Here is a 22,374-nt window from a genome sequence, read left to right on the forward strand (position 1 = left end):
TAAAAAAAAGAAGTTATTAATTTTAATTACTCCATTTGATTTGTCTGGCATTTTTCTGTTTCCCTCCGGCACCCCTCGCCAAAAAGCGATAAGGGGTGCTGGAGTGAGGTTCTGAATCCTTGACTGCTTATTGCGAGCGGAAGTTTGTCACTGAACTTTGGAGTTTATTCACGACAACAGCTAACCCACCAAGTGAATTCGTTACGTCTTCAGCTTTTTGGGCAGTGTTGGTAGAAATAGCGTTCACCTGCTTCACGCTGCCTGCAATTTCTTCTGCCGAAATTGTCTGTTTTTGAGCAGCACGAGTAATGTTTTGTACCAAAGCATTAATTTCGCGGCTGACTTCAATAATCGCAATCAGATTCGTCTTGGCAGCTGCGGCAATGTGCGTTCCTTCAACAACTTGTTGAGTACCGGATTCCATTGCCCTCATCACCCGACTAATTTCATCTTGAATTGTCTTCACAATCTCCGATATTTCTTCGGTTGCTGAGGCAGACCGTTCTGCGAGCTTACGAACTTCCTCCGCTACGACTGCGAAGCCTTGCCCTTGTTCTCCGGCGCGTGCTGCCTCAATTGTGGCATTCAATGCCAGCAAGTTTGTTTGAGAAGCAATTTGAGAAATAGATGTTACAATTTTGCCAATTTGTTGCGACCCTTCGCCTAGACGTTTCATCATTTTTGAAGTTTCGGCAATCGTTTGGCGGAGTTCGTTAATTCCATCAACTGTGCGGTCTACAGCTTGTCCTCCCATTTCCGCTGTGGTAGCGGCTTGCTGTGCCACTTGTTCGGCTCGTTTTGCAGCATCTGAAACATCTTTAATCGAGTTGAGCATCCGCTCAATTTGTTTTAAGGTGGACTCAATTTGCAAGGCTTGGGTGCGAGCTTGCTGTGCTAGTTCGTTAGTATTACCAATCGATGCAGTTGTGGCTTGATTGGCTTGGGCCGCTGCATCTTGGATATTAATGACTACTTTCCGTAAAGAGGTGACAAGGTAGTTGAAAGAGTCTGCTAATGCTCCTAAGATGTCATTGGTGACTTGAGCTTTAACCGTTAAATCTCCCTTGGCTGCACCCTTAATTTCACCCAAAAGCTTGACGACTTGTTGAGTTAGAGAATCTGCCTCGATTTTTCGCTCTTCTGCTAATTTGATAAGTCTATCAGCCGCTTCTTTTTGCTGGGTAATGTCGAAGCGAATCCCGATATATTTGATGATATTGCCATTAGTGTCAAAGATTGGGGACACTGTAGTGTCAACCCAATACAAAGAACCATCTTTGCGCTTATTTTTGATTTCTCCTTTCCACACACCGCCCCGATAAACCGTAGCCCAAAAGTCTTGGAAAAAGGATTTCGGGTGGTAGCCAGAGTTAACGATGCGATGGTTTTGCCCCATTAGTTCTTCCTGGGTGTATCCAGAGATTTGGCAGAACCGCTCGTTAGCATAGGTAATGGTTCCTTTTAAGTCGGTTTCGCTGACAATCGCCGATTCATCAAGGGCATTTTGCCGGTTTTTCAGTTCTTGCAGCAGGCGTTCCTGCTCCTTGGCAAGTTGTTGTAGACGTTCTTGGGCTTGCTTGTCGCTGGTGATGTTGCGACAAACAATCGCCCCGCCTTTGAGGACACCGTTGTCGTCTTTCAGCGGTCTACCGTTAATTTTTGCCCACAAACCTTCTGGTATACCAGCATGACGGGTAAACATCTCTACGTCGTCAACAGCTTCGCCTCGGATTGCCTTTGTCATCGGTAAATCTGCGGTTGGGTAAACGGTCACGGTATCGGGCAAAAACAAGCCATACTGCGTTGACCATCGATCGGGGGGGACATCTCCTGAACCCAATCCAAACATTTTCTCCGCAGCGGGGTTGAACAGTAAAAACTTTCCGGTTTCATCGGCGACGATGACTGCCTCACCCATGCTGTTGAGGACTAATTGCAAGATACTGGTTTGCTGCCGAAGTTCAGCCGAGGAACGAGCCAAATCTGCTGCTGTTCTCTGTAAATCTGCTTCCGCTTGTTTGCGATCGCTAATGTCGGTGCAGACGCCAATCCACTCGCGGATACTACCATCTTCTGCCAAGACGGGAATCCCGCGAACCCAGAAGTATCCATAGCTGCCATCTGCGGCTCGGATACGATACTCAACCTGATAGAGACTTTTCGTTTCAAGGGCTTTAGACCAAATCTGGGCAGTGCGATCGCGATCTTCTGGATGCACGGCGTCCATCCATCCCCAGCCTTTCACTTGTTCCTTGCTTTGACCTGTAAGCGCTCTCCAAGCTGGCATATCAACCACTTGTCCTTGGGCGTCTGTCGCCCAGACTATCTGCGAGGTGGCGGCGATCAATGAGCGATACCTTTCCTCGTTCTGACGGATGGTTTCCTCAGCAGCTTTGCGCTCAGTAATGTCATTGTTGATTTCTAGGATTGCTTTGGGCTGACCGGATTCCTCCCGTTGCAATGTCCAGCGACTCGCTACAACGATCTGTGTCCCATCGCGCTTGGTGTGGATGAGTTCTCCTTCCCAACGTCCATCCCGCAGACACGCGGCTTTAATTTCCTCGACGGGTTGGGGAAAGATGGTTTTTAAAAATGCGTGGATGTATTGTCCTACTGTTTCTTCCTTTGTCCAGCCGTAGAGCCTTTCTGCGCCTTGATTCCAGTAAGCGATGCGATCGTCGAGATCCCGAAGCATTATGGTGTCATTGGCTAAATCCAGCATCTGCACCTGTTGCTGCAATGCTTCTTCTGTCCGCTTGCGATCGCTGATGTCGGTGGAAATCCCACAGAGGGCGTAAGTAGTTCCTGTCGAATTTCTTAAGAGAAACTTCGTGGAAAGGTAGGTGTGGAGTCCGTCATCTTGAGGTGCAACCTCTTCCATTTCTAAAGAAGTTCCGGTTTCAAGTACCTGGCGATCGTTGGCACCATAAGCATCAGCGATTTCTTTCGAGAAGAAATCGTAGTCAGTCTTGCCAATAACCTGCTCTTTGGTCGTGTGGAAGAGGCGTTCATACTGGCGATTAACCAGAATGTAACGACCTTCCAAGTCTTTGAGATAGATGACAGCGGTGTAATTGTCGATGATTGCCTCTAGGCGTTCTTGACTTTCCCTGAGTGCGGCTTCTGCCTGCTTGCTGGAGGTGATGTCACGGGCAATGCAGTACATCACTTGATTTTCAGCAGCCGCGTTCGCAGTCCACGCTAACCATCGGTAGGAGCCATCTTTACACCTGTAGCGATTTTCAAAATACAGTACTTGCGAACCAATAGTCAGTTTTTCGGCTTCGGCTAAGCTCTTGTCTCGGTCATCTGGATGGATAAACTCAATAAACGGTTGAGCCAAAAGTTCCTCGACCGCGAAACCCAAAATTCTTGTCCATGAAGGATTGAGGCGCTTAAAAGTGCCGTCAAATCCGATAATACACAGCAGGTCAAGAGAGAGAGTAAAGAAGCGATCGCGTTCTTGATTCGCTTCCGTTAATTCTGCCGTGCGCTCATCAATGCGTTGTTCGAGTTCTTGATTCAGGGTGCGAAGTTCCGTTTCTGCGCGCTGGCGTTTGATATCAATGCCATTCAGGTTTCGAGAATTCCACCAAATCAGAACGGCAAAAATAATAATATTCAAGATACCCAAAACCGAGATGGCGAGTTCAGTCTCCAAAGATTTCGCCCGATACCCGGCTAAGATTAACCAACCTAAAAGTGGCGGAATTCCAAGTACAGCCGGTGACATCTGCCGAGCCATCATCCCCCCCGCATTCTGGCTGGTGACAACTGCCATCACCCCTCGATCTGGACGAGCAAACAGGATGCCGGTACTCAGAAGCACAAATCCCACTGCTGCGTGCAATGCCATTTGGGTGTAAGAGCTAATCCCATAGAGGGATTTCACACCATAAAGGTAGCCCAGTACCCCCAGCAAGGCGACTGAGAATGCCGCTAAGCTAAGAATTTGAGCGGCTTGATAATTAATATAGGGGCCGAGAAACAGCAGTAGAGCCACCCCCAACATCAAAAAATTTAAGGCGGTATTGGGAGCCATCCGACCTGGGGAGGAGGTGCCAAAGGTATCTGACGCCTTAAACAGAAGTTGGTCAATGCCAAAATCCCACCCCAACACATACTGCATCAGTGTGAGCAACCCGACGAGCGCAACGATCCCGGCAAACCATTGTCCCAAGCGGCGCTTCGACTCGTCAGCGGGATAACGGTGCCACAACCACAACGATGTACCGCTGAGGATAAAACACACCGCTGCGTTTGCTTTCATCGTCACCAGACCTGGCAAGATGCTTTTCAGGATGGGAATGTTAAACATCCAACCTAGTAGTACCGCACAACCGATTGCAATGACTGCTATAGTGGCTTTTTTAGAAAAGGATTGAAGTGTCCCGATGAGGTCGGAAGACTGAGGCACCTCTATCGGCTGATATGAACTTTCCATCTTATGACTCCGGCAATCTATGATTTACCAGCGATCCGAATGCGCGATCGCTTCTACATCCACAATCATGAGTAAGCGTCCCTGACAGTCATATAAGCCTCGCAAAAAAGGAGCCAGTTCCTCACTCACCTCTGCTGCCGAGACAATTTGATCGGGATCGAGAGATAGCACACCCTCGACATGAGAAACTGCTAATCCCATCCGCATCGATGGGAGATTGATATCGCGCGGGTCGAGCGCTTCTACGACTAAAATCCGACTCCGAGCTTCGTGACTTTCCACAGGGTCGGCACCCATAAACCGACCAAAATCTGCTACTGCCAGAATTTCCCCTCGCAGATTGGTTAAACCCAATAAAAAAGGAAGCGTATTCGGAACAGCGGTAATGGTTTGATCGCCCAAAACCAGCACTTCTCTGACTGCCGTTAGTTCGACTGCAAACAGGCTCTTGTCTTGACCAAAGAGAACGAATTGGCGAGGCATAAACAATTAAAAATGTAAAATTAAAAATTATAATTATTGATTAATTTTTAATTTTTAATTTTTAATTCTTAGAGAAGGCGTCGTACCAGATTAATAAACTGTTTCGCCTCAAGTGGCTTACTTACATAAGCATCGGCTCCCAGCTCGATTCCCCAAGCTTTATCAATCTCTGTATTTTTTTGCGTACAAAACACGACAGGTAAGTGTTTGGTTTCCTCGTTCTCTCGTAACTCCCGCACCACTTCAAATCCGTTCATTCGTGGCATGACCACATCCAATATCACGAGGTCGGGTGGCTTCTCCTGGATGCGAGCGATCGCTTCCTCTCCATCACTCGCTCTCACCACTTCCATCCCCGCTTCTTGTAAAATTCGGCAAATCATCTCTAGTTCAGTCGGCACATCATCGACGACTAATACTCTCGACATCGCAACCCTCACAAGTATTTATTGTTAACTCGATTCTATCTGAGTCTATTCCCGCTCAAAAAGCCTCAGTATTTTCACCGAAACATCTTTTAATATTGTTCTCATTTACTGAAAAATAAACCTTGCCAAAGTTCGTTTCCGTCCCAAGAAATTTAGCTGTATTGTTAAATATTTGTTGCTTCAATCTACATCTTGCACCAGAGCCGGTTCAAATAGAATTCGCAGCGATGCAAACTAAGCTTTTCTGCACCAAATCACGTTAAATCAAGAGTTTAAAACCCGCATCTCATCTGGTTCTTGTATGCCTAGATGTGATTTGAATCACCGACTTAAAAATAATCCAAACTCGTAGTTAAATATCCCATCACATCTATTGAATGCTGAAAAATTAATTAAGTTATCAGCTTGATACCCTTAAAATTATAAAACACATAAATAAAATTGCAGGATTTCGCCAACCCTGATTTTCAAACTCCTTAATTCAAAGTAAAGTTTTTTAGACTTTCAAAAACAAACTTTACGATTTTCAAATAATTTTGATTCACTTTTTTGATGCAAATAAAAAGAAAGGCACTTTTTCTAAAAATTTTGATGCTTTACAGTTTGTGCAAAAGAGGCAGCAGGCTGCTTAAGCTGGCGATAAACTTTACCACTTTTGCTAGAAGAGGGAGTATGAGGAACGGGTAGCTGTCGCCAGAGGAGGACAGGGATACTGAGGACACCTAAAATCATCACCACTCCAGCCGTTATCCAGACAAACAGACGATTTGCCTGATAATCGCTACGCTCAATTTGCCAAAAAACCTGGTTGTAGCGCCATGCAGCAAAGGCAATTAGGACAATGCCAGCAACCACCAGACTGATGCCAAGGCTCTGGGAACTGATGAACGAGTGAGAAGTGCTATTCTGAGCTGTGACGGCGGTTTGCAGTTGCTGTAGAAATAAACCAAAGCGAGCTAAAGCAAACCCAAATCCAATCAATGCAATTGAGGTACGCAACCAAGCCAGAAATGTCCGCTCATTGGCTTGATGCTCTCGCTGGCGGTCGATTTTTGGTTGTTTATCCATTTCTCCTCTGGCTCAGACATTAGCAGGTTCTAGTCTTAATTTCAGCAGCTTTCCCAATTTCAGAGGCTCCAGTATTTTTCTAAAAAAAGCAATATCCTATTGGACACGGGTAATCTTGATCCCCCAATTCGCAACCGCCTCATTTAATTGCTGCAATAAAGTTTGAGCGATTTCGCTTCTAGAATGAACCGCTTGCTCTAGCTTAATTCGACCAACTTCAGAGCGCAGGATAGAGATAACCAAGTTTTTTAACGCTATCTCAATATTTTCAACAGTGTAATAAGTGCGTTCTAAATTTAGGATGCGCCAATACACAATTGCATCGACTTCCAGGGACACATTATCTTTTGCGATCGCTGGCTGGCGCTCAATTTCCAAAACCTGTTCGCGGGTTGTATTCTGATAGACAATCGTATCGAGCCAAGGCAAGATAAAGTGGATACCTGGTTTCAGCGTTCGATGGTATCGACCCAAGCGCTCTACTAAGGCTTCATTACTTTGACGGATAATTTTGACAGAGTATCCCAGCACGTAACCAATGATGACTGCACCAAGAGCAGCAAGGAATAACTTCATCTGTATTGTCTTGCTGGGATATTTTCACAAAGCAATTGGGCTTTTATTTTCAGAATGATGTTAACTCAAGGGCACTGTTCACCTTAAGTTTTAACCACTCCAAAAATGCAGAGAATAACCAAAATTTTGCGTGTTTTTGCAAAACCTCCGCGTTCTTTGCGTTTAAAAACCGTTTAGCGATAGTTATTAAATTGCAAAGCAACCGGATAATCTTCCTGCTTCAAGCGTTGAATTACCAGTTGCAAGTCATCTTTGGATTTAGCAGAAACTCGCACGGCATCACCTTGAATTGAGGGTTGCACTTTTTTAATTTCGTCCCGAATTAGTTTGGTGATTTGTTTAGCGATTTCCTGGCTGAGTCCTTTACGCAGTTTGATTTCCTGCCGAATGCGACTACCACCCGCTGATTCAGGTTTGCCATAATCAAAGATTTTCAAGCTAAGGTTGCGCTTGGCAGATTTAATTTGCAGGATGGTATGAACAGCATCCAAGGTAAATTCGCTATCGGTGCTAATTGTAATAACGTCGTCGCCTAATTCGAGGGTAGTTTTAGTGTCTTTGAGGTCGAAGCGGCTTTTTATTTCCCGCTCAGTTTGGTCTACGGCATTGACCAATTCTTGCCGGTCAAAATCGCTGACAATATCAAAAGAGTATGTAGAAGCCATAAAGAATCGTTAGTGGTTAGCTAAATTGATATTAGAAAAATCGCTAAATGCTATTAGCAGAAAGTAGGCTGAGGGCAAATAAGGTGCCGCTGCTCAGGGTACCGATGCCGAACATTAGCGATCGCGCGATTGGGACATTGAGAATATAAAAAACGGAGTATAATGACCGGGCAACAACGAAGGCGATCGCTGCGATCGCTGCCAAGGGCGAATTTACACCTGTCACATAAGCCATCAGGGCTGCCGCCGCAAATATCATAAATGCTTCAAACGAGTTTTGGTGCGCCCAAGTAGCTCGTTGTCCGTAGGGAGGCAGCTTATCAAACATGGCTCGCGGAGCCGCCGTGTCATACCCCACAGTCACACGGGCGTAACCCACCACCAAAAAGGGGATATAAATCAGAACAGCGGCTGCGGCAATGCAGTCGAGCAGAATAGCAGATACTGGGATCATAGCTTTATTGTAGAGACGCCAGCGGTAGCGCTCTTAATGCATCGCGTCTTTTTAATCAAAGTAGAACAGAGTCACCACTTTGCGTTGTTCTTCCGCATCCTGACAAGTTTTGAGCAGGGTGTGGCTGTCGTGAAACGCAAAACAGATTAGCTGCTGACACCGAGAAACTATCTCTTGATTGCATAGAGCGCTGGCTTCAGCCAGCGATAAATTGTCGTTTTCGGGATTTTCTACCAAATGCATTACCTGTTCCAACTGCTCCCGCGATTCCCGTGGCTGACGCTCTAAGCTTTGGGGCAAAATTACAGTCAGCAGGCTAGAATCGGCTCGCATCGCCCCTCGGATGGCGGCAAAATTGGTTCCGGTAGCACCAGAGGTGATGAGTCGATTCCCGGTTAAAACCAAGGCATAGCTCATCATCTCAATGAGATTTTGATGGGTGATCGGAACGTGACGCGACCCCAGCAGGGCAATCCGTTTGGAACCTGTTTGCTGGATAGTCGCCAGTTCTTGCGCTAAGGCATCAAGCTTAGGAATGTCAATGGATTGGCTCAATGACGATTTCTGTCTGAACAACCTCGCTATTTTATCAGACCCGGATGACAACAGCGATGGAGTTTCTGCATCTTAGTTGCCGAGTTCTAAGTTCCATTGGTTAGCGAGAATTATTTGCACTTTTATAAAAAGCTATGCTACATTTATAAATCGTCGGACGGACGCATAGCTCAGTTGGTTAGAGCACCACGTTGACATCGTGGGGGTCACTGGTTCGAATCCAGTTGTGTCCATTATTTTTTTCGGTGCCGCTATAGGTCTGTCGATTGCCACATTATTTGACACTAATAACAAATTAGTGTCACTTTTAACGAACTACAGAGGTAAAGGCGATCGCATTTGAGCCGACAAGCGCAGCCAAAAAAACACCTTGGTAGCTGATAACCCTCTCGGTGGGAGCAAAACGCCCCTACAATCGGCTACCAAAGGATTATTCATGCGGCGCTTACCTTGGATAGCGCTCCACGATTCCCAAAACAGGCTTTACTTCCGACTCTGCAACCTTCGGAACTAAAAATCCTCCCGCATAAATCTGGGGATTCATGGCTGCAATTTGGGTATAAGATTGGCGAACCTGAGCATTCACTGCAACAGTTTTGACATCGTACATTTGCATACCCATATTCGGGTATACGCCAAGACCGATAATCAGCACCAGAAAGCAAGCAGCAATAAACACTTCACGAGGTCTGGCATCGATAAATGCTGCATCGATAGGTAAGCTACAGTTTGTACCAAAGCAAACCGGCTCCTGATTTCCCTGATTCTGCAAATCTACATCCGTAATGTCGCAGGTCGGTGCAATGTCGCAGGTCGGTACTTCACCAGAATTGTAAAACACCTGTCGCAGCATCGATAGCAGATAAATCGGCGTCAGGATAACACCCACGGCGGCTAGAAAGACGGTCACGGCGCGGAAAGTTGAGCTGTAGATATCGCTTGTCGTGACACCGACAAACACCGATAGTTCGCTAGCAAAGCCGCTCATTCCTGGTAGAGCCACTGATGCCATCACACCCATTGTAAACAGGGCAAACACAGTGGGCATTGCCTGAGCAATCCCGCCCATTTCTTTCATCGACATCGTGTGAGTGCGATCGTAAGTTACTCCGGCTAAAAAGAATAGTAATGATGCAATTAAACCGTGAGAAATCATTTGCAGCATTGCGCCGTTGATTCCCAAGTCGGTGAAGGACGCAATCCCCAACAGAACAAATCCCATGTGAGAAACCGACGAATAGGCGAGGCGACGCTTCATATTCGTCTGGGCAAAGGAGTTAAAGGCTCCGTAGATAATATTGACAACGCCCAGAATCGCTAAAACAGGTGCAAAGTAAACGTGTGCATCAGGCAGAAGTCCTAAATTGAGGCGAATCAACCCGTATCCGCCCATCTTTAGCAATACGCCTGCGAGTACCATTGATACGGGAGAGGATGCCTCGCCGTGTGCATCCGGTAGCCAGGTGTGCAGGGGGAAAACAGCTAATTTGACACCAAAGGCAACAAGCAATCCTGCATAAAGCAGCAGTTCTAAAGCCAGCGGGTAATCTTTTAAGCCGAGTTCGACCATATCAAAGGTTAGATTGTCACCGTAGAATGCCATTGCCAGACCAGCGACCAGAATAAAGATGGAAGCGGCGGCGGTATAGAGCAAGAACTTCATCGCGGCGTACTGACGCTTCTGACCACCCCAAATCGAGACGAGTAGGTAGACGGGAATTAGTTCGACTTCCCACATAATGAACAGCAGCAGCACGTCTTGGGCGACGAATACCCCAACCTGTGCGGAATACAGCACCAGCATCAGGAAATAGAAGAGGTGGGGTTTGAGATTGACTTGCCACGCCGCAAACATGGAGAGTGTTGTCACTAATCCTGCCAGAAGCACCAGCGGGGCTGAAACTCCATCGATGGAAACTGCCCAGTTCAAGCCTAAATGAGGCACCCAGGCATATTTCTCTACAAGCTGAAAAGTCGCGCTGCTTGGATCGTAATGCTTCCAAAAGACGTAGCACATCAATATAAAGTCTGCGATCCCCACGCCGAGTGCATACCAGCGCACTCGCGTGCCGTCTTTATCCGGCAGAAAAGGGATCAGCAGTGCAGCAACGAGTGGGAACAGGACAATCGCGCTAAGCCAAGGAAATTGATCCGCTATCATGGCAGTAGGAAAAAATACTTATTTCTGTATGTAATTATTTTATTAAACTTTGTAAACACTTGGTTATAAATTTTTCTTGTAGATCACTATAGACGGATCTATAGGTAGAGGTTAAGAACCTTAAGCGTATGGTAGACGGCGGCAGCAGATTCAAGGCGATCGCATTCTCTTCTCGTGGAGCCTAACTCGGAAGATGCGATCGCTTTCGTCCCATTCCAACACCACAAATTACTGATTTTGTCAACTGTATTGGATTGGCGCGATCGCATTTTGGCAGGATGAAAGGGTGCAATGGTGCTAGAGGCTCAGCATGAAAGTTCGGGAAGTGATTAAGCTAATAGAAGAAGATGGTTGGTATCTGGCAAGAACTAGGGGTAGCCATCGTCAGTTCAAGCATCCAACTAAGTCCGGTTTAGTCACAATTGCAGGGAAACCGTCTGACGAGCTAGCACCTGGCACGTTAAATAGCATAATGACGCAAGCTCAACTCAAGGAAGAGAAGGAAACAGGAGAACAAGAGTAATGCGCTATGCAATTGTGATTGAAAAGCTAGAGAGCAACTATTCAGCTTATGTTCCAGATTTACCGGGATGTGTGGCAACAGGCGCAACTCTTGAAGAGATGGAACAGCAGATAAAAGAAGCGATCGCGTTTCATTTGGATGGTTTGCGAGAAGAGGGTTTACCCATTCCCGAACCAACTACTCTATGTGAATATGTCGAAGCTTGCTGAGGGAACAGATAATCGTATGACAGTTAGCCAAGATGAACCTTTCAAGACTAATCCGTTAATTTTTCAACTTCTAACTGAGAGACTTCCTGGAAAAATCATTAAAAAATTTGGTATAGGACACTACAAGATAAAGCCCTTATTTACTAATCTTCCATTGACAGACGGAACAAAAGTTGAAGAGTTTGTTGCTTTTGCCCATGATGTAGAAGATAGGGAACTTATACCTTATAAGGATTATGTAACATTTAGTTGGCATAAACCTGGTGAACGAGCAACAGATAAAGACGGGCAACCTGGCGATCCAAAAGCGGTAGAGGTAAAAAAAGTAAGCCAAAAAGAGGCAGATGGATTAGCTGAAGAAATCCGAAAAAACATAGCAGATGAGCTGCGTGACGAGCTGGCAAAAGAACTGACAAAGCTGAAGCAAGAGCGAGAGAGTCTTGCTGAAAGAGAGAAAGAAGTCACTTTTAAGTTAAATTATTTAGAACCTTACGGAATTCAAATTCCACCTCAATCTGAAAATAGAAGCAGTGCAATAAATGAGGAAATTACCATCCCTGAGAATTTAGGGACAGAATGGGCAGAAATATTAAACCTTAATGGAATGTATGTTAATGAAAAAATTGCAAAAAGTTATTTACTGGCATTAATAACTGCATTATATTCAGGTCGTTTCATTCTCCTGAATGGTAGCGTAGGTGTCGGTAAAACTAGCATCGTCAAGCATTCAGCTAGATTACTTGGAGGTACATCTAAAATTATTCCTGTTCGTCCAGCTTGGCTCGATCCTTCGGACTTACTGGGCTTTTTCGATCCAATCAACGACATTTTTCGTCCTGCTACTTTTTTGACCGCACTTAATGAAGCTAAGAAAAAGCCAGACAGACTCCATCTAGTTTGTTTAGATGAGCTTAATCTAGCTAAAATAGAAAACTATGGTGCTGATTTACTATCTACTTTAGAATACTCTCGAAGTAAAGAAAATACAGATGAGGAAGGGCTATTCTTATATTCTGGAGATATTTGGAAAGCTCTAGGAAAGGAAAGAAAACAATTACAAGATAGAAATCATGAGGAGAAATTGGATTTTAAGGAAATTCAACGGCTTGAAAGATTAGACACACTGTTTGAAGATTATCCTGCCTCAACTTTTAAGATTCCAAACAACCTGGTATTCTTAGGCACTTTAAATTCTGATGAAACAACCTATGACTTGAGTCCTAAACTTATTGATCGTTCATTTGTAATTACCTATCCTCCAGCTAACCTAAAGGTAGGGACTATCTCCAATTTACAGGAAACCGAACAAAGATTAATTTCGGTTAAATCTTTGAAAAAGCGAATATTAGACATCATAAAACCCATTGAGGATAATATAGATAGTTTTGATAGGCTACCAGAGTGGACTACTATTCAAGAATGGAATGAAAAATATTTTTGTGAAGGTAAACTTGGTAGACCTCTAGGATACAGAGCTAAAGGAGATTATAAAGTTTTTAGCGCTGCTGCACATATCCTGGGGCTTTCAAGCGATGAGTGTCTTGCTCACTTCTTATTTACTAAAGTAATCCCTAGAGTTTACTTCTTTAGAAACAAAGATACAGAACTTGTATTTAGAGAGTGGTTAGAACAGCTCGAATACTATCAAAAACATGATCCAGCGAACATTATTGATAGTTTAGACAAACAACTGACTGACCAACAACGACAGAATATTAACTATTGGGCATAATCTATGAATTCTTCAAGACTTTGCTTTATTGACAGTAAAGGAAGGGAACTTGAGAAAAATGAAGATGGAATCCAGCATATAAGGCAATACGATGAACGCTGGTGTGTTCGGGTACAGGGAGCAGATCAGGGCAGAGTCGTACTGGCTCGAAGTCAACCGTTTCCTCCGTTTCTTCTGGATAAGGTTGCTGGAAGCAGTAATAAGTGGGAATTACCCCGAAAAATGTCATTCGAGGAGAGGAAAAATGTTACGGGTGCTGGGTACATAACAGCCTTACTACTTGACCAGACAGATAGTGTTCTTTGTGAAGCGACACTTTTAGTATTTCCTAGCAACGTTACTGAGCAAGAATTAGACCAGATGATCAAAGAAATTGGTCAACTGGCACTTTCTACCGCAAGTTGTGTATATAGATCGATTGAAGGAGGTCAGGGTGAAGCTTGCAGAATAGAAGGTATTGGACTGCAATGGTATCCGGGCGAAGGTTTATTAACTACTGCAACTTCTTTATTGGAGTTAGCAGAAGTGGTTAAAAATAATTGGAATGTATTGAAAAAACGCCCTTTAAAAAGTTTCGTTACTCAAGTAGAGCCAGTTAGTATAAACAGGGCGAGCTTTTCTCCACAATCTCTGATTAAAGCTAAAGTGGAGCCAGCCAAGCAAAAAATACTTGGATTTGCTCGTGTTGAATCTACCCAATGCCCTGAAAATGAATTTATTTGTTATGTTCTAGATATTTATCTCAAAGAGTTAGCCAATGGGCTAGCTGATAGCCTTGAATCATTAGATATAGAAACTATTGATGATTCTCTAATTGTTCAATCAAATCCGAAGTCTAGAGGAGATAGAGAATTCAGGGAATTTAAAGAACAGTCTAAAAATAAAGCTCAATGCTTCAATAAGCAGAGGAAAGAAGGGAGGCAGCACATTCAAGACAAAATATCACAGCTTCGGGATTGTGCTACCTGGGCAACTCAAGTACGAGATTCGGCGTTCCTAAAAACAGTTAATACTCCCAGCGAACTACCCTCACCGTCTTTGCGTTTAAGCGGCTCATCTGCTTACGGTTCTATCTTTACTAAATTTTCTAACTGTAAAGGAAATGTTCTTCAGCCAATTCAGAAAGTTTTGTATTTATTTAAGTGCATTTATGAAGATCAAGTCCGTACCACTTGGGAAATATATGAGCTTTGGTGCTTCGTTAGGTTATATAGTGCATTTATTTTATATGCCAACATGAAGCCTCCTGGTAATGAGGCTTTTATTTTTGAAGTGTTAGAGAACACTCCCGAAGGTCTTAAACTTCCTACTAATAAGAGGTTTCAGCTTCAAGGGAATATTGATAATAGCCAGAGTTTCACAATTGATTTTTGGTATGATACTTCGTTTCGTGATAAAAAACCAGATATAAGAATGGAGATAGCTATAGGTGATGAAGAACCTAAGCAATATTGCTTTGATGCTAAATATAAAAACTATAAACACCAAGGTTATGAAACTTTCGTTGGAGATGTACTTGGAGTAGCAAGAGACAAATATCTTCATCTTCTTAATTCGGCGGCTAGCTTTATTTTACAAACAGATGAATCAATTGATTATTGGGGGGAAGTTCCTTTCAGTCAGACGCTTCAAAAAAAGCTCAATCTTGACATAGATCCTCTAGGAGAGATACGAGGTAAAGATGGACAAAACTATAAAAGTTATCCTTTAATTACTAAAAGCGAGCATCGCTCTGATTCTGATAAAGTTGGTTATAGTGGTCATAAGTATGGCGCAATTGCATTAAGACCAAAAAGAGATACAGAAAAGCAGATCAAAAAGATCATTCGGCTTTTACTGCAATATCACGCTTCCCTAAAAACAGTCTGCATTGCCTGTGGACATAAGCTTGAGTATGGAACTGAAGTTCGGACTAGCTGGCTACCTAAGAGAATAGAAGAAAAAAAACTTATTCAGTCTGTCTTAGCTGGCAACCCCAATGTGGGAAGAACTGCACTCTACTGTTCTTGTAAACAATGTGCTGATTTTTGGGTTGTATCTCACTGCCAAGGAAACCATCATCGCCTTCTTAAATTCAAAGATAGTTTTCACAAACAATCTAATCCCAATTCTGGTAAATGGCTATATGATTGTCCTGTCTGCGGTGGTAAGCTTTCAGTAGATTCAGAAGAATTACCGATTATGTGTAACGAAGAACCTATGGACATAGGGTTTTAAAATGCGATCACTTGTTCATTCCTTCCCAACTTTCTCAGTTAAGAAAAGATTGATATTATAATTTATCCCAAATTTTCAAAAAAGCTATTTCAAAATAAATGGCTTGCTACTTGATAGAGCAGAGCCAGGATGAACGGGATAACGAGCGGGAGAGTCACGATCAGTCCCCATTTGCCAAATTGAAGTTCTTGATTATCGATTTGAGTAGTGCGAGCAAGAGCTTCGGCTCCCCTTAGTATCGAGGTATAGGCATTGAATCGAATCCTATCAAGGTAATGTAGAGTATTGGAGACTTCACCATGACTCAAGCGATATCCAAGTTAATAAATTTTGATGAGTTTCTAGAATGGAAACCCGAAAACGGACGCTATGAATTACATAACGGAGTGATTGTTGAAATGCCAAATCCAACGGGTAAACATTCAGCGATCGCAGGTTTTCAGTCGCTCGAATTTGGTTTAGAAATCAGGCGATTACAACTTTCTTACTTTATTCCCAAGGAATGTACAATTAAATTTAGCGATAACTTTGGCTACGATCCAGATGTGGTTGTATTAGATAAGCAACTCGTAGAAGCCAATGAGCCTCGCTGGGAAAAAGAGTCAGTTATTACTAGGGGAGATTCTGTAAAATTAGTTGTTGAAGTTGTCAGCACAAATTGGCGCGATGATTATGCCCACAAAATGATTGACTATGAAGCCTTAGGCATTGGTGAATATTGGATTGTAGATTATTTGGGTTTAGGTGGTAGCCGTTATATTGGTTCACCTAAACAGCCTACTTTATCGATTTATCAGTTAGTAGATGGTGAGTATCAAATTAAGCTGTTTCGAGAGAATGAAAGGGTTGAGTCGGTGGTGTTTCCAGAACTCAATGTGACTGCAAAGCAATTTTTTAATGCTGGGTAAGGATTCAGGCAGTCAATCTTGATTATCCTAAAAAGCTTTTTATTCTAATTCAGATTTTGATCCAGTAGTCTTATTTTAATTGAGGTCGATCTTCCTTATCATTTAGTCAATAGTGCCCCTGCGTCTCGCCCTCAATGCGATTGTTAGCGATCGCTCATTCCCTCCCAACTTTGACCGCATCGCTTGCCACGCCTCAATCTGCTGCTGTAATTGCTGGATGTATTGACAAGCCATTAGATAGGGCTTAACGATTAACAAAAGTATTGATGTTAGGATTTAGCCCAAATTTTCAAAAAAGGTATTTTAGAATAAATGGTCTTGCTACTTGATAGAGCAGAGCCAGGACAAACGGGATAACGATTGGGAGAGCCACGATTAGTCCCCATTTGCCAAACCGAAGCTCTTGGTTCTCGGATTTGAGGAGTGCAATCACTGCTGCGACTCCCATGAGTATCCAAATACAACCAAAGATAATGAAGAGAGTATATGCTGAGTCTTGCATTTTTTTCTCTACTAGCGAGAGTAGTCTAGTTTTAGGTTAGCTTGACCTATTTGTGCAGTTAACTTCCTTTAGTTGGGTTATTCTGATTGACTAAGGTTGATTATCATCATTTAGCCGACAGCGCCCCTGCGTTTCGCACTCAATGCGCTTCTGGCGATTGCTTACAATTGTCGCCAAATCGGGTCGTCCAGTGAGGGCGAGTCGCCAATCAGCCCAAATTTCATACAGCCTATCCACGATAGAACCGATAATCGGCAATTTGGTAGCGGCATAGATCCACCCCATCCCCAAGATTTCATAGACGCGGCGGAAGACTTCCACATTCTTGACAACTGTGCCATCAGGAAGCACGGCATGAATTCGCCCCATCGCCGTTTCAAAGTCAACACCGCCATGCGCTTCTGGGGTATAGCGATCGCCTGCGATGTCCACAAACGCCACCAAACCTCGACCCGCATCCCGTCTCCTCAAAAAATTGACTTCTCGCACGCACAAGGGACATTCACCGTCATACAGCAACTCTATTTGCCATGATGGGGAAGAAGACTGAGGTGAAGTAGAGGCTTCAAGCGATTCGGGGAACGGAGTCTTAGAAGATGACATAGGTGGTTCTCAATTAACGGATTCCTCACATGAGGAGAACAAGCACACCTTAATATTGTAAAGAAACTTAAAGATATGAGCTTTCTTCTAGGATGTGCAGTTTGGGGTTATAAAGGCTGGATAGGCGACCTTTTTCCGCCTGGAAGCCGTTCTAAAGATTTTCTGCGCTTATACAGTCAGCGTTTCACTGCCGTTGAAGGCAATACGACTTTCTATGCTGTACCCGACGCCGATACCGTAGCACGTTGGGCACAAGAAACACCACCAGGGTTTAAATTTTGCCTGAAGCTGCCTCGGAATGTGACACACAATGGCTTGCTACAACCGTCGATTCCAGAGGCATTAAAGTTTTTAGAACAGATGCAAGGTTTAGGCGTTAATGCAGCGTCTCCTGAGGAGAGTCGCCTTGGCCCCATTTTTGCCCAATTACCGCCTAACTATCCCCCGGCATATTTGGATGACTTAACCGCTTTTTTGGAAGCATGGCCTCGCAATGAAGCGCCTTTAGCGCTAGAAGTTCGTCATTCCGACTGGTTCAAAGAACCCCACAGCAGCCATCTGACGGCGCTTTTACAGCAGTTGGGTGTGGGACGGGTCCTGCTGGATACTCGCCCGGTTTACATGGCATCGGCAAAGCCTCAAGAGCATCCAGAACCGCGAAAACCCAACGTGCCTGTGCAACCGATTGTCACTGCTTCCTTTAGCTTAATCCGGTTTATCAGCCATCCAGAGCTGTCAGTGAATCAGCCTTTTATGGAAGAGTGGGTGAGTTTGCTAGATGGGTGGTTGCGTCAGGGGACAAAGATTTACTTCTTTGTCCATTGTCCTTTAGAAGAGCGATCGCCTGGAAATGCCCGTCACTTTCAGCAGTTGCTAGAACAACATAACGCACCCGTTCCAACCCTTCCCTGGAATGGGATTGAAGTGCCGCCTACACAGTTAAGTCTGTTTTGAAAGAATTATATCTACCGATTCCTAGGTCTAACGATTGGAACTTGTTTAGGAGGAACAATGGTTACATCTGTCGAACGAACCCTAGAAGCAGTGACCTTCTGGTAAAATAACCCTGCTGATTGCGGAGTCGGAAATGGGCCAACTTGGATGCCATCGACTCGATTATTTGTGTCTCTCCAGTAACAAGAGCGAACTTGGATACTTGGGTATTCTCTAGTTATTCGTTGCAGAACAGTTCGATTAGAGTTTTTAACCCTAACTAACCATTTTCCGGCAAAAGAAGGACAGTTTGTTGCATTTGCTTGAGCGCTAGCAAAGCGGTGTTGGTCTAAGCACAGTGTTTGGATGCCAGAAACCGAAAAACCCAAGACGATGGCTAGAGTGAATTTAGCGCGATTGTTCATAAAAGATGAATTTACCCTCTAGAAGTTAAAGAACGGCGGAATATATCTTTGGCAATCAAATACATACTGGAAACGGTTAGTAGAATTTGACCAAACTGTAAAATTGGATCGAGTCGCCATCCCTGAAAAAACAGAATCAACCCGCACAGTAAATAAACTGAAGCCAGAACACTATCTTGAATTAGATTTTCAACTCGAAAAGGTCTGCGAAGCAATATTCCTAAAGATATAAGGAATAAGCCAAACAGTGTCAGTACAATCCCAAGAATGCTGGCTGAGTTGATACCGAAGTTAACCATAATAGTCCTATTTGATTTGCGATTAAAACTTTTCTAACGAACCGCGAAGACGCAAAGAGCGCGAAGGAAAGAAAAAAAGAGAGAGTTTAGAAATGATTTAGAATTGCTATATTTTTGTCATCAATAAATTTTCACGACTATTGTTCTTATACCTCACAAAATTTCCACCGTTCCCTGCTGACCATCAATTCGCACTCGCTGACCATCTTGTAATAACTGAGTGGCGTTGTGGATATCCATCACTGCTGGGATGCCATACTCGCGGGCAACAATCGCACCGTGAGAAAGACGCCCTCCGACTTCTGCAATTAACCCACCCACGCGAGACAGCAGCGCCGCCCACCCAGAATCAGTGTAAGGCACGACTAAAATCGTGTCGCGGTCAATATCTGGAATTGCTTGTAGATTGCGAAGAACTTTTACTTTCCCTTCTACTTGCCCTAGACTGGCACCAATGCCTCGTAATCGCTTTTGACTTAGTTGCCGGTTGGCAGTATCGAAATAAGTAGAGGGCGGCGCATTGCCGTAGACTAAAGGCGACACACTTGCCATTTGACTATCTTGTTCCAGTTGCGATCGCCTTTGTTTCACCAACTGCGGTACTCGGTCGATTAATTGTTGGTCGGATTGTTGAATGATTTGCCTAATTTCATGAAATTCTAAGAAGAAAATATCTCCTGACTGAGATAGTAAACCTGAGTTCAACCAAAGCTTTTCTAACGCTACAAAATTCCAACGCACTTCTGCCAATAAGCGACTATAGATATCTGTAACCTTACCCTTCAAATTGAGCCGTCGCTGCACCAACTCAACTTTCCATCCCCAATTTTCTTTGTGTTCTCTGCGCTTGGAGTGTTCTATTTCCCCAAAAAACTGCGTCAGCAATTCCCGAACCGCATGAGGATCTTCCTTCCAAGTGGGAACCGCGATATCGGTTGCTACATCGCTCAAGTATCCATAACGGTCAAGCCATCGCTCGAACTGTTCTAGAATACTTTGCCCATCTGGCATTTCAGCCAGCATGGTAAATAAAGAGGATGAATTCTCAGGTGATAGTAGCGAATGAGGAAGTAACTTCCGAGCATCTAGTGCGATATCTTCGAGCGATCGCAATGAAGCAACTTCCGGAGTTTGGCTGTTATCTAATTGTGAATCCTTGGCTTTCAACAGCGCTTGTCGCAACGCAAAACTCAACGGAGCGAGAATACTGTAGTATGTTGCCCGTTTCAGCACTTCTAGCAAAGCATCTATCCGTTCCAGTAGCGCCGCAGGTTGACTGGTAGAGACGTGATTGATCGCATCTGACTTTTGAGTGGAAGCATCCAGTCCCGCATCTAAATAAGCAGATCGCCGTTCCAAAATAGGGGTAAATAAACGCCGATCATCCCGCGCAAAATCCTTTTCTAAGCTCAACTCGCGCCCCAATAATCGCAGTAACCCCGGCACATTTCGTAGCGTAGAAGCTAGAGGGGGTTTTGAGAACTTAGCACCTCTGGTTAAAAACTCTAAACTTTCCGGCGGTAAACCCATCCGGCGGAAAATTTGTCCCAACAAGGTTGCATTAAAGTAGGCGCGAGAAGCGTGCAGCGTTGCCGTTCCATTAAAATCTAACCCAACAGCTTCTTTGCCCAAAACTAAAGTAAAAATCTCTCCCCAAACACCGCAAGTCAGAGGACGATTAATTGACCACGTCAGCGGACGAATTAACCCCGGAATCACCTCAGCGGCAATCTTGCGCGTCCAGATAGGTTGCAGAGTAGTGATTGTCCGCGATTGCAACAACCACAGGGTTTGCCCATCGTAGCTCCATTCAACATCTTGGGGAATGCCGTGATACTGACTTTCCAACTGCCGCGCTAAGTAAGCGACTTGCTGAATCAACGCCGGAGGGACATCGCCGCTGCCTTCCACGGGTAAAGACGCGACATCCTGCGCCTGGAGATCGTCCACAAACACCCGATATTGCTCTGGCGTCACTTGTCCGGATACAATCCGCACCGCGTCTCCCGGTAATGCCTCAATCACGACTGCATTACCTTGCTGGGCAATCGGATCTCGGCTAAAAGCAACGCCAGAAAAGACGCCCCGGACTTGTGTTTGAATCAACACCGACATTGAAGCTTCTGGCAAATTGCGATCGCGCCGATAAGTTTTTGCCGCCGGGTTATCGTAAGAAGCAAGAACGCGAGTAATCGCCTCCTCCAACGCTTCTGCACTTGTAACATTCAAAATCGTTGCGTATTGTCCCGCCGCCGAAGACTGTTCCGAATCTTCCCCAACCGCAGAAGAACGCACCGCGAGGGGTTGTTGTTCGGAAACTTGGAGAAACTCAATCATCACCCCTGGATCGTCTCCAGGCGTCAGCACCCAGCCCATCGGCACCGGATAACCCCAGCGTTTGAGCTGAGATAACGTTGCGGCTTTTTGTCCAACCTTGCTGGCTTCTAGCGGTTGATCGAGAGAAACAATCGCTTTATCACCTCGGAAAAAACGAAACACAGCTTTATTCCCAGTTTGCGCTTGTTCGGATGGAAGGTCTAAATCATCGGGGATTTTCTGATAAATCCAGGCGACGATCCCACTGAGAGCGATCGCGGCGACAACTTGCGCTGTTGAGTGATTGGGCAATAGCGCCATGAATACGGGCAACAAAATTAAAACCAAAATGCGCCCTTGCTTCCTCTCCCGCACCAGTGTAAAACTAACTCCCCCAATTACAAATACTAAGACTGCCACCAACGGAGCATGAACGACCATACCCCAAACAACATTGGTGGTGCCAGCACCCCGACCCATCCAATAACGCCCCAGCACCAGCGCAATCAGCGCGATTAACTCCCATTCGGGGTTCGTCGGAAAGAAACTCCGCGCCAATAAAACGGCAGCAATCCCCTTAGAAGCTTCCGACAGCACCGCCAAAATACCCGCAAGGCGTCCCCCGTGGTAGAAAGCAGCAGAGACGGACACATTGCCCGTGCCAAGTCTTGCCAGTCGCCGCCCAGTCAGGGCGCGAACAATCCAAGCAATGAGAGGCAATCCGCCCAAGAGAGGACAGACAATAAAAATGAGGAGAGCGCCCCAAACTTGAGTCAGAGTCATGGCTGGGAGTAGCAGTACCAACACATGAATTGTAGTAATGTTTCTCAACGCAAAGAGCAACAGAAGTTCGCAAAGTTGTCGAAATGCCCA

The 22,374-nt window shown here is 44.7% G+C and carries 20 protein-coding genes and 1 tRNA gene; 7 read left to right on the top strand and 14 right to left on the bottom strand.

What is annotated here, in order from left to right; genetic code table 11:
* Positions 1 to 127: 127 nt before the first annotated feature.
* The 8 genes from NDA03_RS02420 to NDA03_RS02455 all read right to left on the bottom strand — a co-directional run bounded on the left by NDA03_RS02420 (position 128) and on the right by NDA03_RS02455 (position 8,673).
* Complete coding sequence (locus NDA03_RS02420; protein ID WP_348237184.1) at positions 128 to 4,444, bottom strand: PAS domain S-box protein; 4,317 nt, start codon at positions 4,442 to 4,444, stop codon at positions 128 to 130.
* Positions 4,445 to 4,468: 24 nt separating this feature from the next.
* A complete protein-coding gene (locus NDA03_RS02425; protein WP_348237185.1) occupies positions 4,469 to 4,927 on the bottom strand; it encodes a chemotaxis protein CheW in 459 nt (152 codons plus the stop codon).
* A gap of 68 nt (positions 4,928 to 4,995) precedes the next feature.
* On the bottom strand, positions 4,996 to 5,355 hold the full coding sequence (locus NDA03_RS02430) for a response regulator (protein ID WP_190415835.1): 360 nt from the start codon (positions 5,353 to 5,355) through the stop codon (positions 4,996 to 4,998).
* Between the two features lie 579 nt (positions 5,356 to 5,934).
* The gene (locus NDA03_RS02435; protein WP_348237186.1) at positions 5,935 to 6,423 is read right to left on the bottom strand and encodes a DUF202 domain-containing protein; all 489 of its coding nucleotides are present in this window, start codon (positions 6,421 to 6,423) and stop codon (positions 5,935 to 5,937) included.
* A gap of 96 nt (positions 6,424 to 6,519) precedes the next feature.
* A complete protein-coding gene (locus NDA03_RS02440; protein WP_190430639.1) occupies positions 6,520 to 6,999 on the bottom strand; it encodes a paraslipin in 480 nt (159 codons plus the stop codon).
* 173 nt (positions 7,000 to 7,172) lie between these two features.
* A complete protein-coding gene (locus NDA03_RS02445) occupies positions 7,173 to 7,664 on the bottom strand; it encodes a YajQ family cyclic di-GMP-binding protein (RefSeq protein ID WP_190415832.1) in 492 nt (163 codons plus the stop codon).
* A gap of 43 nt (positions 7,665 to 7,707) precedes the next feature.
* Positions 7,708 to 8,118, bottom strand: coding sequence for an MAPEG family protein (locus tag NDA03_RS02450; protein WP_348232821.1), 411 nt, complete (start codon positions 8,116 to 8,118; stop codon positions 7,708 to 7,710).
* Positions 8,119 to 8,169: 51 nt separating this feature from the next.
* Complete coding sequence (locus tag NDA03_RS02455) at positions 8,170 to 8,673, bottom strand: DNA recombination-mediator protein A (protein WP_190415828.1); 504 nt, start codon at positions 8,671 to 8,673, stop codon at positions 8,170 to 8,172.
* Positions 8,674 to 8,832: 159 nt separating this feature from the next.
* Here NDA03_RS02455 and NDA03_RS02460 point away from each other — a divergent pair.
* Positions 8,833 to 8,906 (top strand) — tRNA-Val (locus tag NDA03_RS02460).
* Positions 8,907 to 9,118: 212 nt separating this feature from the next.
* Here NDA03_RS02460 and NDA03_RS02465 read toward each other — a convergent pair.
* Both NDA03_RS02465 and NDA03_RS02470 read right to left on the bottom strand, forming a co-directional pair.
* Positions 9,119 to 10,834, bottom strand: coding sequence for an NAD(P)H-quinone oxidoreductase subunit 4 (locus NDA03_RS02465; protein ID WP_348237187.1), 1,716 nt, complete (start codon positions 10,832 to 10,834; stop codon positions 9,119 to 9,121).
* A gap of 98 nt (positions 10,835 to 10,932) precedes the next feature.
* Positions 10,933 to 11,103 (bottom strand): hypothetical protein, encoded by a 171-nt coding sequence (locus tag NDA03_RS02470; protein WP_190528637.1) that lies wholly within the window; start codon positions 11,101 to 11,103, stop codon positions 10,933 to 10,935.
* Between the two features lie 41 nt (positions 11,104 to 11,144).
* On the opposite strand from NDA03_RS02470, the gene NDA03_RS02475 reads away from it, so the two are divergent.
* The 5 genes from NDA03_RS02475 to NDA03_RS02495 all read left to right on the top strand — a co-directional run bounded on the left by NDA03_RS02475 (position 11,145) and on the right by NDA03_RS02495 (position 16,423).
* Positions 11,145 to 11,357, top strand: a complete 213-nt coding sequence (locus NDA03_RS02475; RefSeq protein ID WP_348237188.1) for a type II toxin-antitoxin system HicA family toxin — start codon at positions 11,145 to 11,147, stop codon at positions 11,355 to 11,357.
* On the top strand, positions 11,357 to 11,566 hold the full coding sequence (locus tag NDA03_RS02480; RefSeq protein ID WP_190528641.1) for a type II toxin-antitoxin system HicB family antitoxin: 210 nt from the start codon (positions 11,357 to 11,359) through the stop codon (positions 11,564 to 11,566). Before NDA03_RS02475 ends, NDA03_RS02480 begins: the two co-directional genes overlap by 1 nt.
* Positions 11,550 to 13,298, top strand: coding sequence for an AAA family ATPase (locus tag NDA03_RS02485; RefSeq protein ID WP_348237189.1), 1,749 nt, complete (start codon positions 11,550 to 11,552; stop codon positions 13,296 to 13,298). The genes NDA03_RS02480 and NDA03_RS02485 overlap by 17 nt, the downstream gene beginning before the upstream one ends.
* A 3-nt stretch (positions 13,299 to 13,301) precedes the next feature.
* Complete coding sequence (locus NDA03_RS02490; RefSeq protein WP_190528645.1) at positions 13,302 to 15,515, top strand: nuclease domain-containing protein; 2,214 nt, start codon at positions 13,302 to 13,304, stop codon at positions 15,513 to 15,515.
* 299 nt (positions 15,516 to 15,814) lie between these two features.
* Positions 15,815 to 16,423 (top strand): Uma2 family endonuclease, encoded by a 609-nt coding sequence (locus tag NDA03_RS02495; RefSeq protein ID WP_348237190.1) that lies wholly within the window; start codon positions 15,815 to 15,817, stop codon positions 16,421 to 16,423.
* 102 nt (positions 16,424 to 16,525) lie between these two features.
* On the opposite strand, the gene NDA03_RS02500 is transcribed toward NDA03_RS02495, so the two are convergent.
* Together NDA03_RS02500 and NDA03_RS02505 are read right to left on the bottom strand one after the other, a co-directional pair.
* Positions 16,526 to 16,657 carry a hypothetical protein gene (locus NDA03_RS02500; protein ID WP_348237191.1) on the bottom strand — a complete coding sequence of 44 codons (132 nt, stop codon included), beginning with the start codon at positions 16,655 to 16,657 and terminating at the stop codon, positions 16,526 to 16,528.
* A gap of 358 nt (positions 16,658 to 17,015) precedes the next feature.
* A complete protein-coding gene (locus NDA03_RS02505; RefSeq protein WP_348237192.1) occupies positions 17,016 to 17,528 on the bottom strand; it encodes a DUF393 domain-containing protein in 513 nt (170 codons plus the stop codon).
* Between the two features lie 75 nt (positions 17,529 to 17,603).
* Here NDA03_RS02505 and NDA03_RS02510 point away from each other — a divergent pair, with 75 nt between their 5' ends.
* Positions 17,604 to 18,482, top strand: a complete 879-nt coding sequence (locus NDA03_RS02510) for a DUF72 domain-containing protein (RefSeq protein WP_348237193.1) — start codon at positions 17,604 to 17,606, stop codon at positions 18,480 to 18,482.
* Positions 18,483 to 18,897: 415 nt separating this feature from the next.
* On the opposite strand, the gene NDA03_RS02515 is transcribed toward NDA03_RS02510, so the two are convergent.
* Together NDA03_RS02515 and NDA03_RS02520 are read right to left on the bottom strand one after the other, a co-directional pair.
* The gene (locus NDA03_RS02515) at positions 18,898 to 19,185 is read right to left on the bottom strand and encodes a Ycf66 family protein (protein ID WP_190415816.1); all 288 of its coding nucleotides are present in this window, start codon (positions 19,183 to 19,185) and stop codon (positions 18,898 to 18,900) included.
* 153 nt (positions 19,186 to 19,338) lie between these two features.
* Entirely contained in the window at positions 19,339 to 22,284 is a 2,946-nt protein-coding gene (locus NDA03_RS02520) for a glycerol-3-phosphate acyltransferase (protein ID WP_348237194.1), read from the bottom strand.
* Positions 22,285 to 22,374 lie beyond the last annotated feature (90 nt).

This window comes from Trichocoleus sp. Lan (assembly GCF_039961855.1).
GTDB lineage: Bacteria > Cyanobacteriota > Cyanobacteriia > Cyanobacteriales > FACHB-T130 > FACHB-T130.

What these genes read in the sequence shown, in the direction of transcription:
- NDA03_RS02420 (WP_348237184.1), bottom strand. Translation starts at nt 4,444, where the DNA reads ATGGAAAGTTCATATCAGCCGATAGAGGTGCCTCAGTCTTCCGACCTC.
- NDA03_RS02425 (WP_348237185.1), bottom strand. Translation starts at nt 4,927, where the DNA reads ATGCCTCGCCAATTCGTTCTCTTTGGTCAAGACAAGAGCCTGTTTGCA.
- NDA03_RS02430 (WP_190415835.1), bottom strand. Translation starts at nt 5,355, where the DNA reads ATGTCGAGAGTATTAGTCGTCGATGATGTGCCGACTGAACTAGAGATG.
- NDA03_RS02435 (WP_348237186.1), bottom strand. Translation starts at nt 6,423, where the DNA reads ATGGATAAACAACCAAAAATCGACCGCCAGCGAGAGCATCAAGCCAAT.
- NDA03_RS02440 (WP_190430639.1), bottom strand. Translation starts at nt 6,999, where the DNA reads ATGAAGTTATTCCTTGCTGCTCTTGGTGCAGTCATCATTGGTTACGTG.
- NDA03_RS02445 (WP_190415832.1), bottom strand. Translation starts at nt 7,664, where the DNA reads ATGGCTTCTACATACTCTTTTGATATTGTCAGCGATTTTGACCGGCAA.
- NDA03_RS02450 (WP_348232821.1), bottom strand. Translation starts at nt 8,118, where the DNA reads ATGATCCCAGTATCTGCTATTCTGCTCGACTGCATTGCCGCAGCCGCT.
- NDA03_RS02465 (WP_348237187.1), bottom strand. Translation starts at nt 10,834, where the DNA reads ATGATAGCGGATCAATTTCCTTGGCTTAGCGCGATTGTCCTGTTCCCA.
- NDA03_RS02470 (WP_190528637.1), bottom strand. Translation starts at nt 11,103, where the DNA reads ATGCGATCGCGCCAATCCAATACAGTTGACAAAATCAGTAATTTGTGG.
- NDA03_RS02475 (WP_348237188.1), top strand. Translation starts at nt 11,145, where the DNA reads ATGAAAGTTCGGGAAGTGATTAAGCTAATAGAAGAAGATGGTTGGTAT.
- NDA03_RS02480 (WP_190528641.1), top strand. Translation starts at nt 11,357, where the DNA reads ATGCGCTATGCAATTGTGATTGAAAAGCTAGAGAGCAACTATTCAGCT.
- NDA03_RS02485 (WP_348237189.1), top strand. Translation starts at nt 11,550, where the DNA reads ATGTCGAAGCTTGCTGAGGGAACAGATAATCGTATGACAGTTAGCCAA.
- NDA03_RS02490 (WP_190528645.1), top strand. Translation starts at nt 13,302, where the DNA reads ATGAATTCTTCAAGACTTTGCTTTATTGACAGTAAAGGAAGGGAACTT.
- NDA03_RS02495 (WP_348237190.1), top strand. Translation starts at nt 15,815, where the DNA reads ATGACTCAAGCGATATCCAAGTTAATAAATTTTGATGAGTTTCTAGAA.
- NDA03_RS02500 (WP_348237191.1), bottom strand. Translation starts at nt 16,657, where the DNA reads ATGGCTTGTCAATACATCCAGCAATTACAGCAGCAGATTGAGGCGTGG.
- NDA03_RS02505 (WP_348237192.1), bottom strand. Translation starts at nt 17,528, where the DNA reads ATGTCATCTTCTAAGACTCCGTTCCCCGAATCGCTTGAAGCCTCTACT.
- NDA03_RS02510 (WP_348237193.1), top strand. Translation starts at nt 17,604, where the DNA reads ATGAGCTTTCTTCTAGGATGTGCAGTTTGGGGTTATAAAGGCTGGATA.
- NDA03_RS02515 (WP_190415816.1), bottom strand. Translation starts at nt 19,185, where the DNA reads ATGGTTAACTTCGGTATCAACTCAGCCAGCATTCTTGGGATTGTACTG.
- NDA03_RS02520 (WP_348237194.1), bottom strand. Translation starts at nt 22,284, where the DNA reads ATGACTCTGACTCAAGTTTGGGGCGCTCTCCTCATTTTTATTGTCTGT.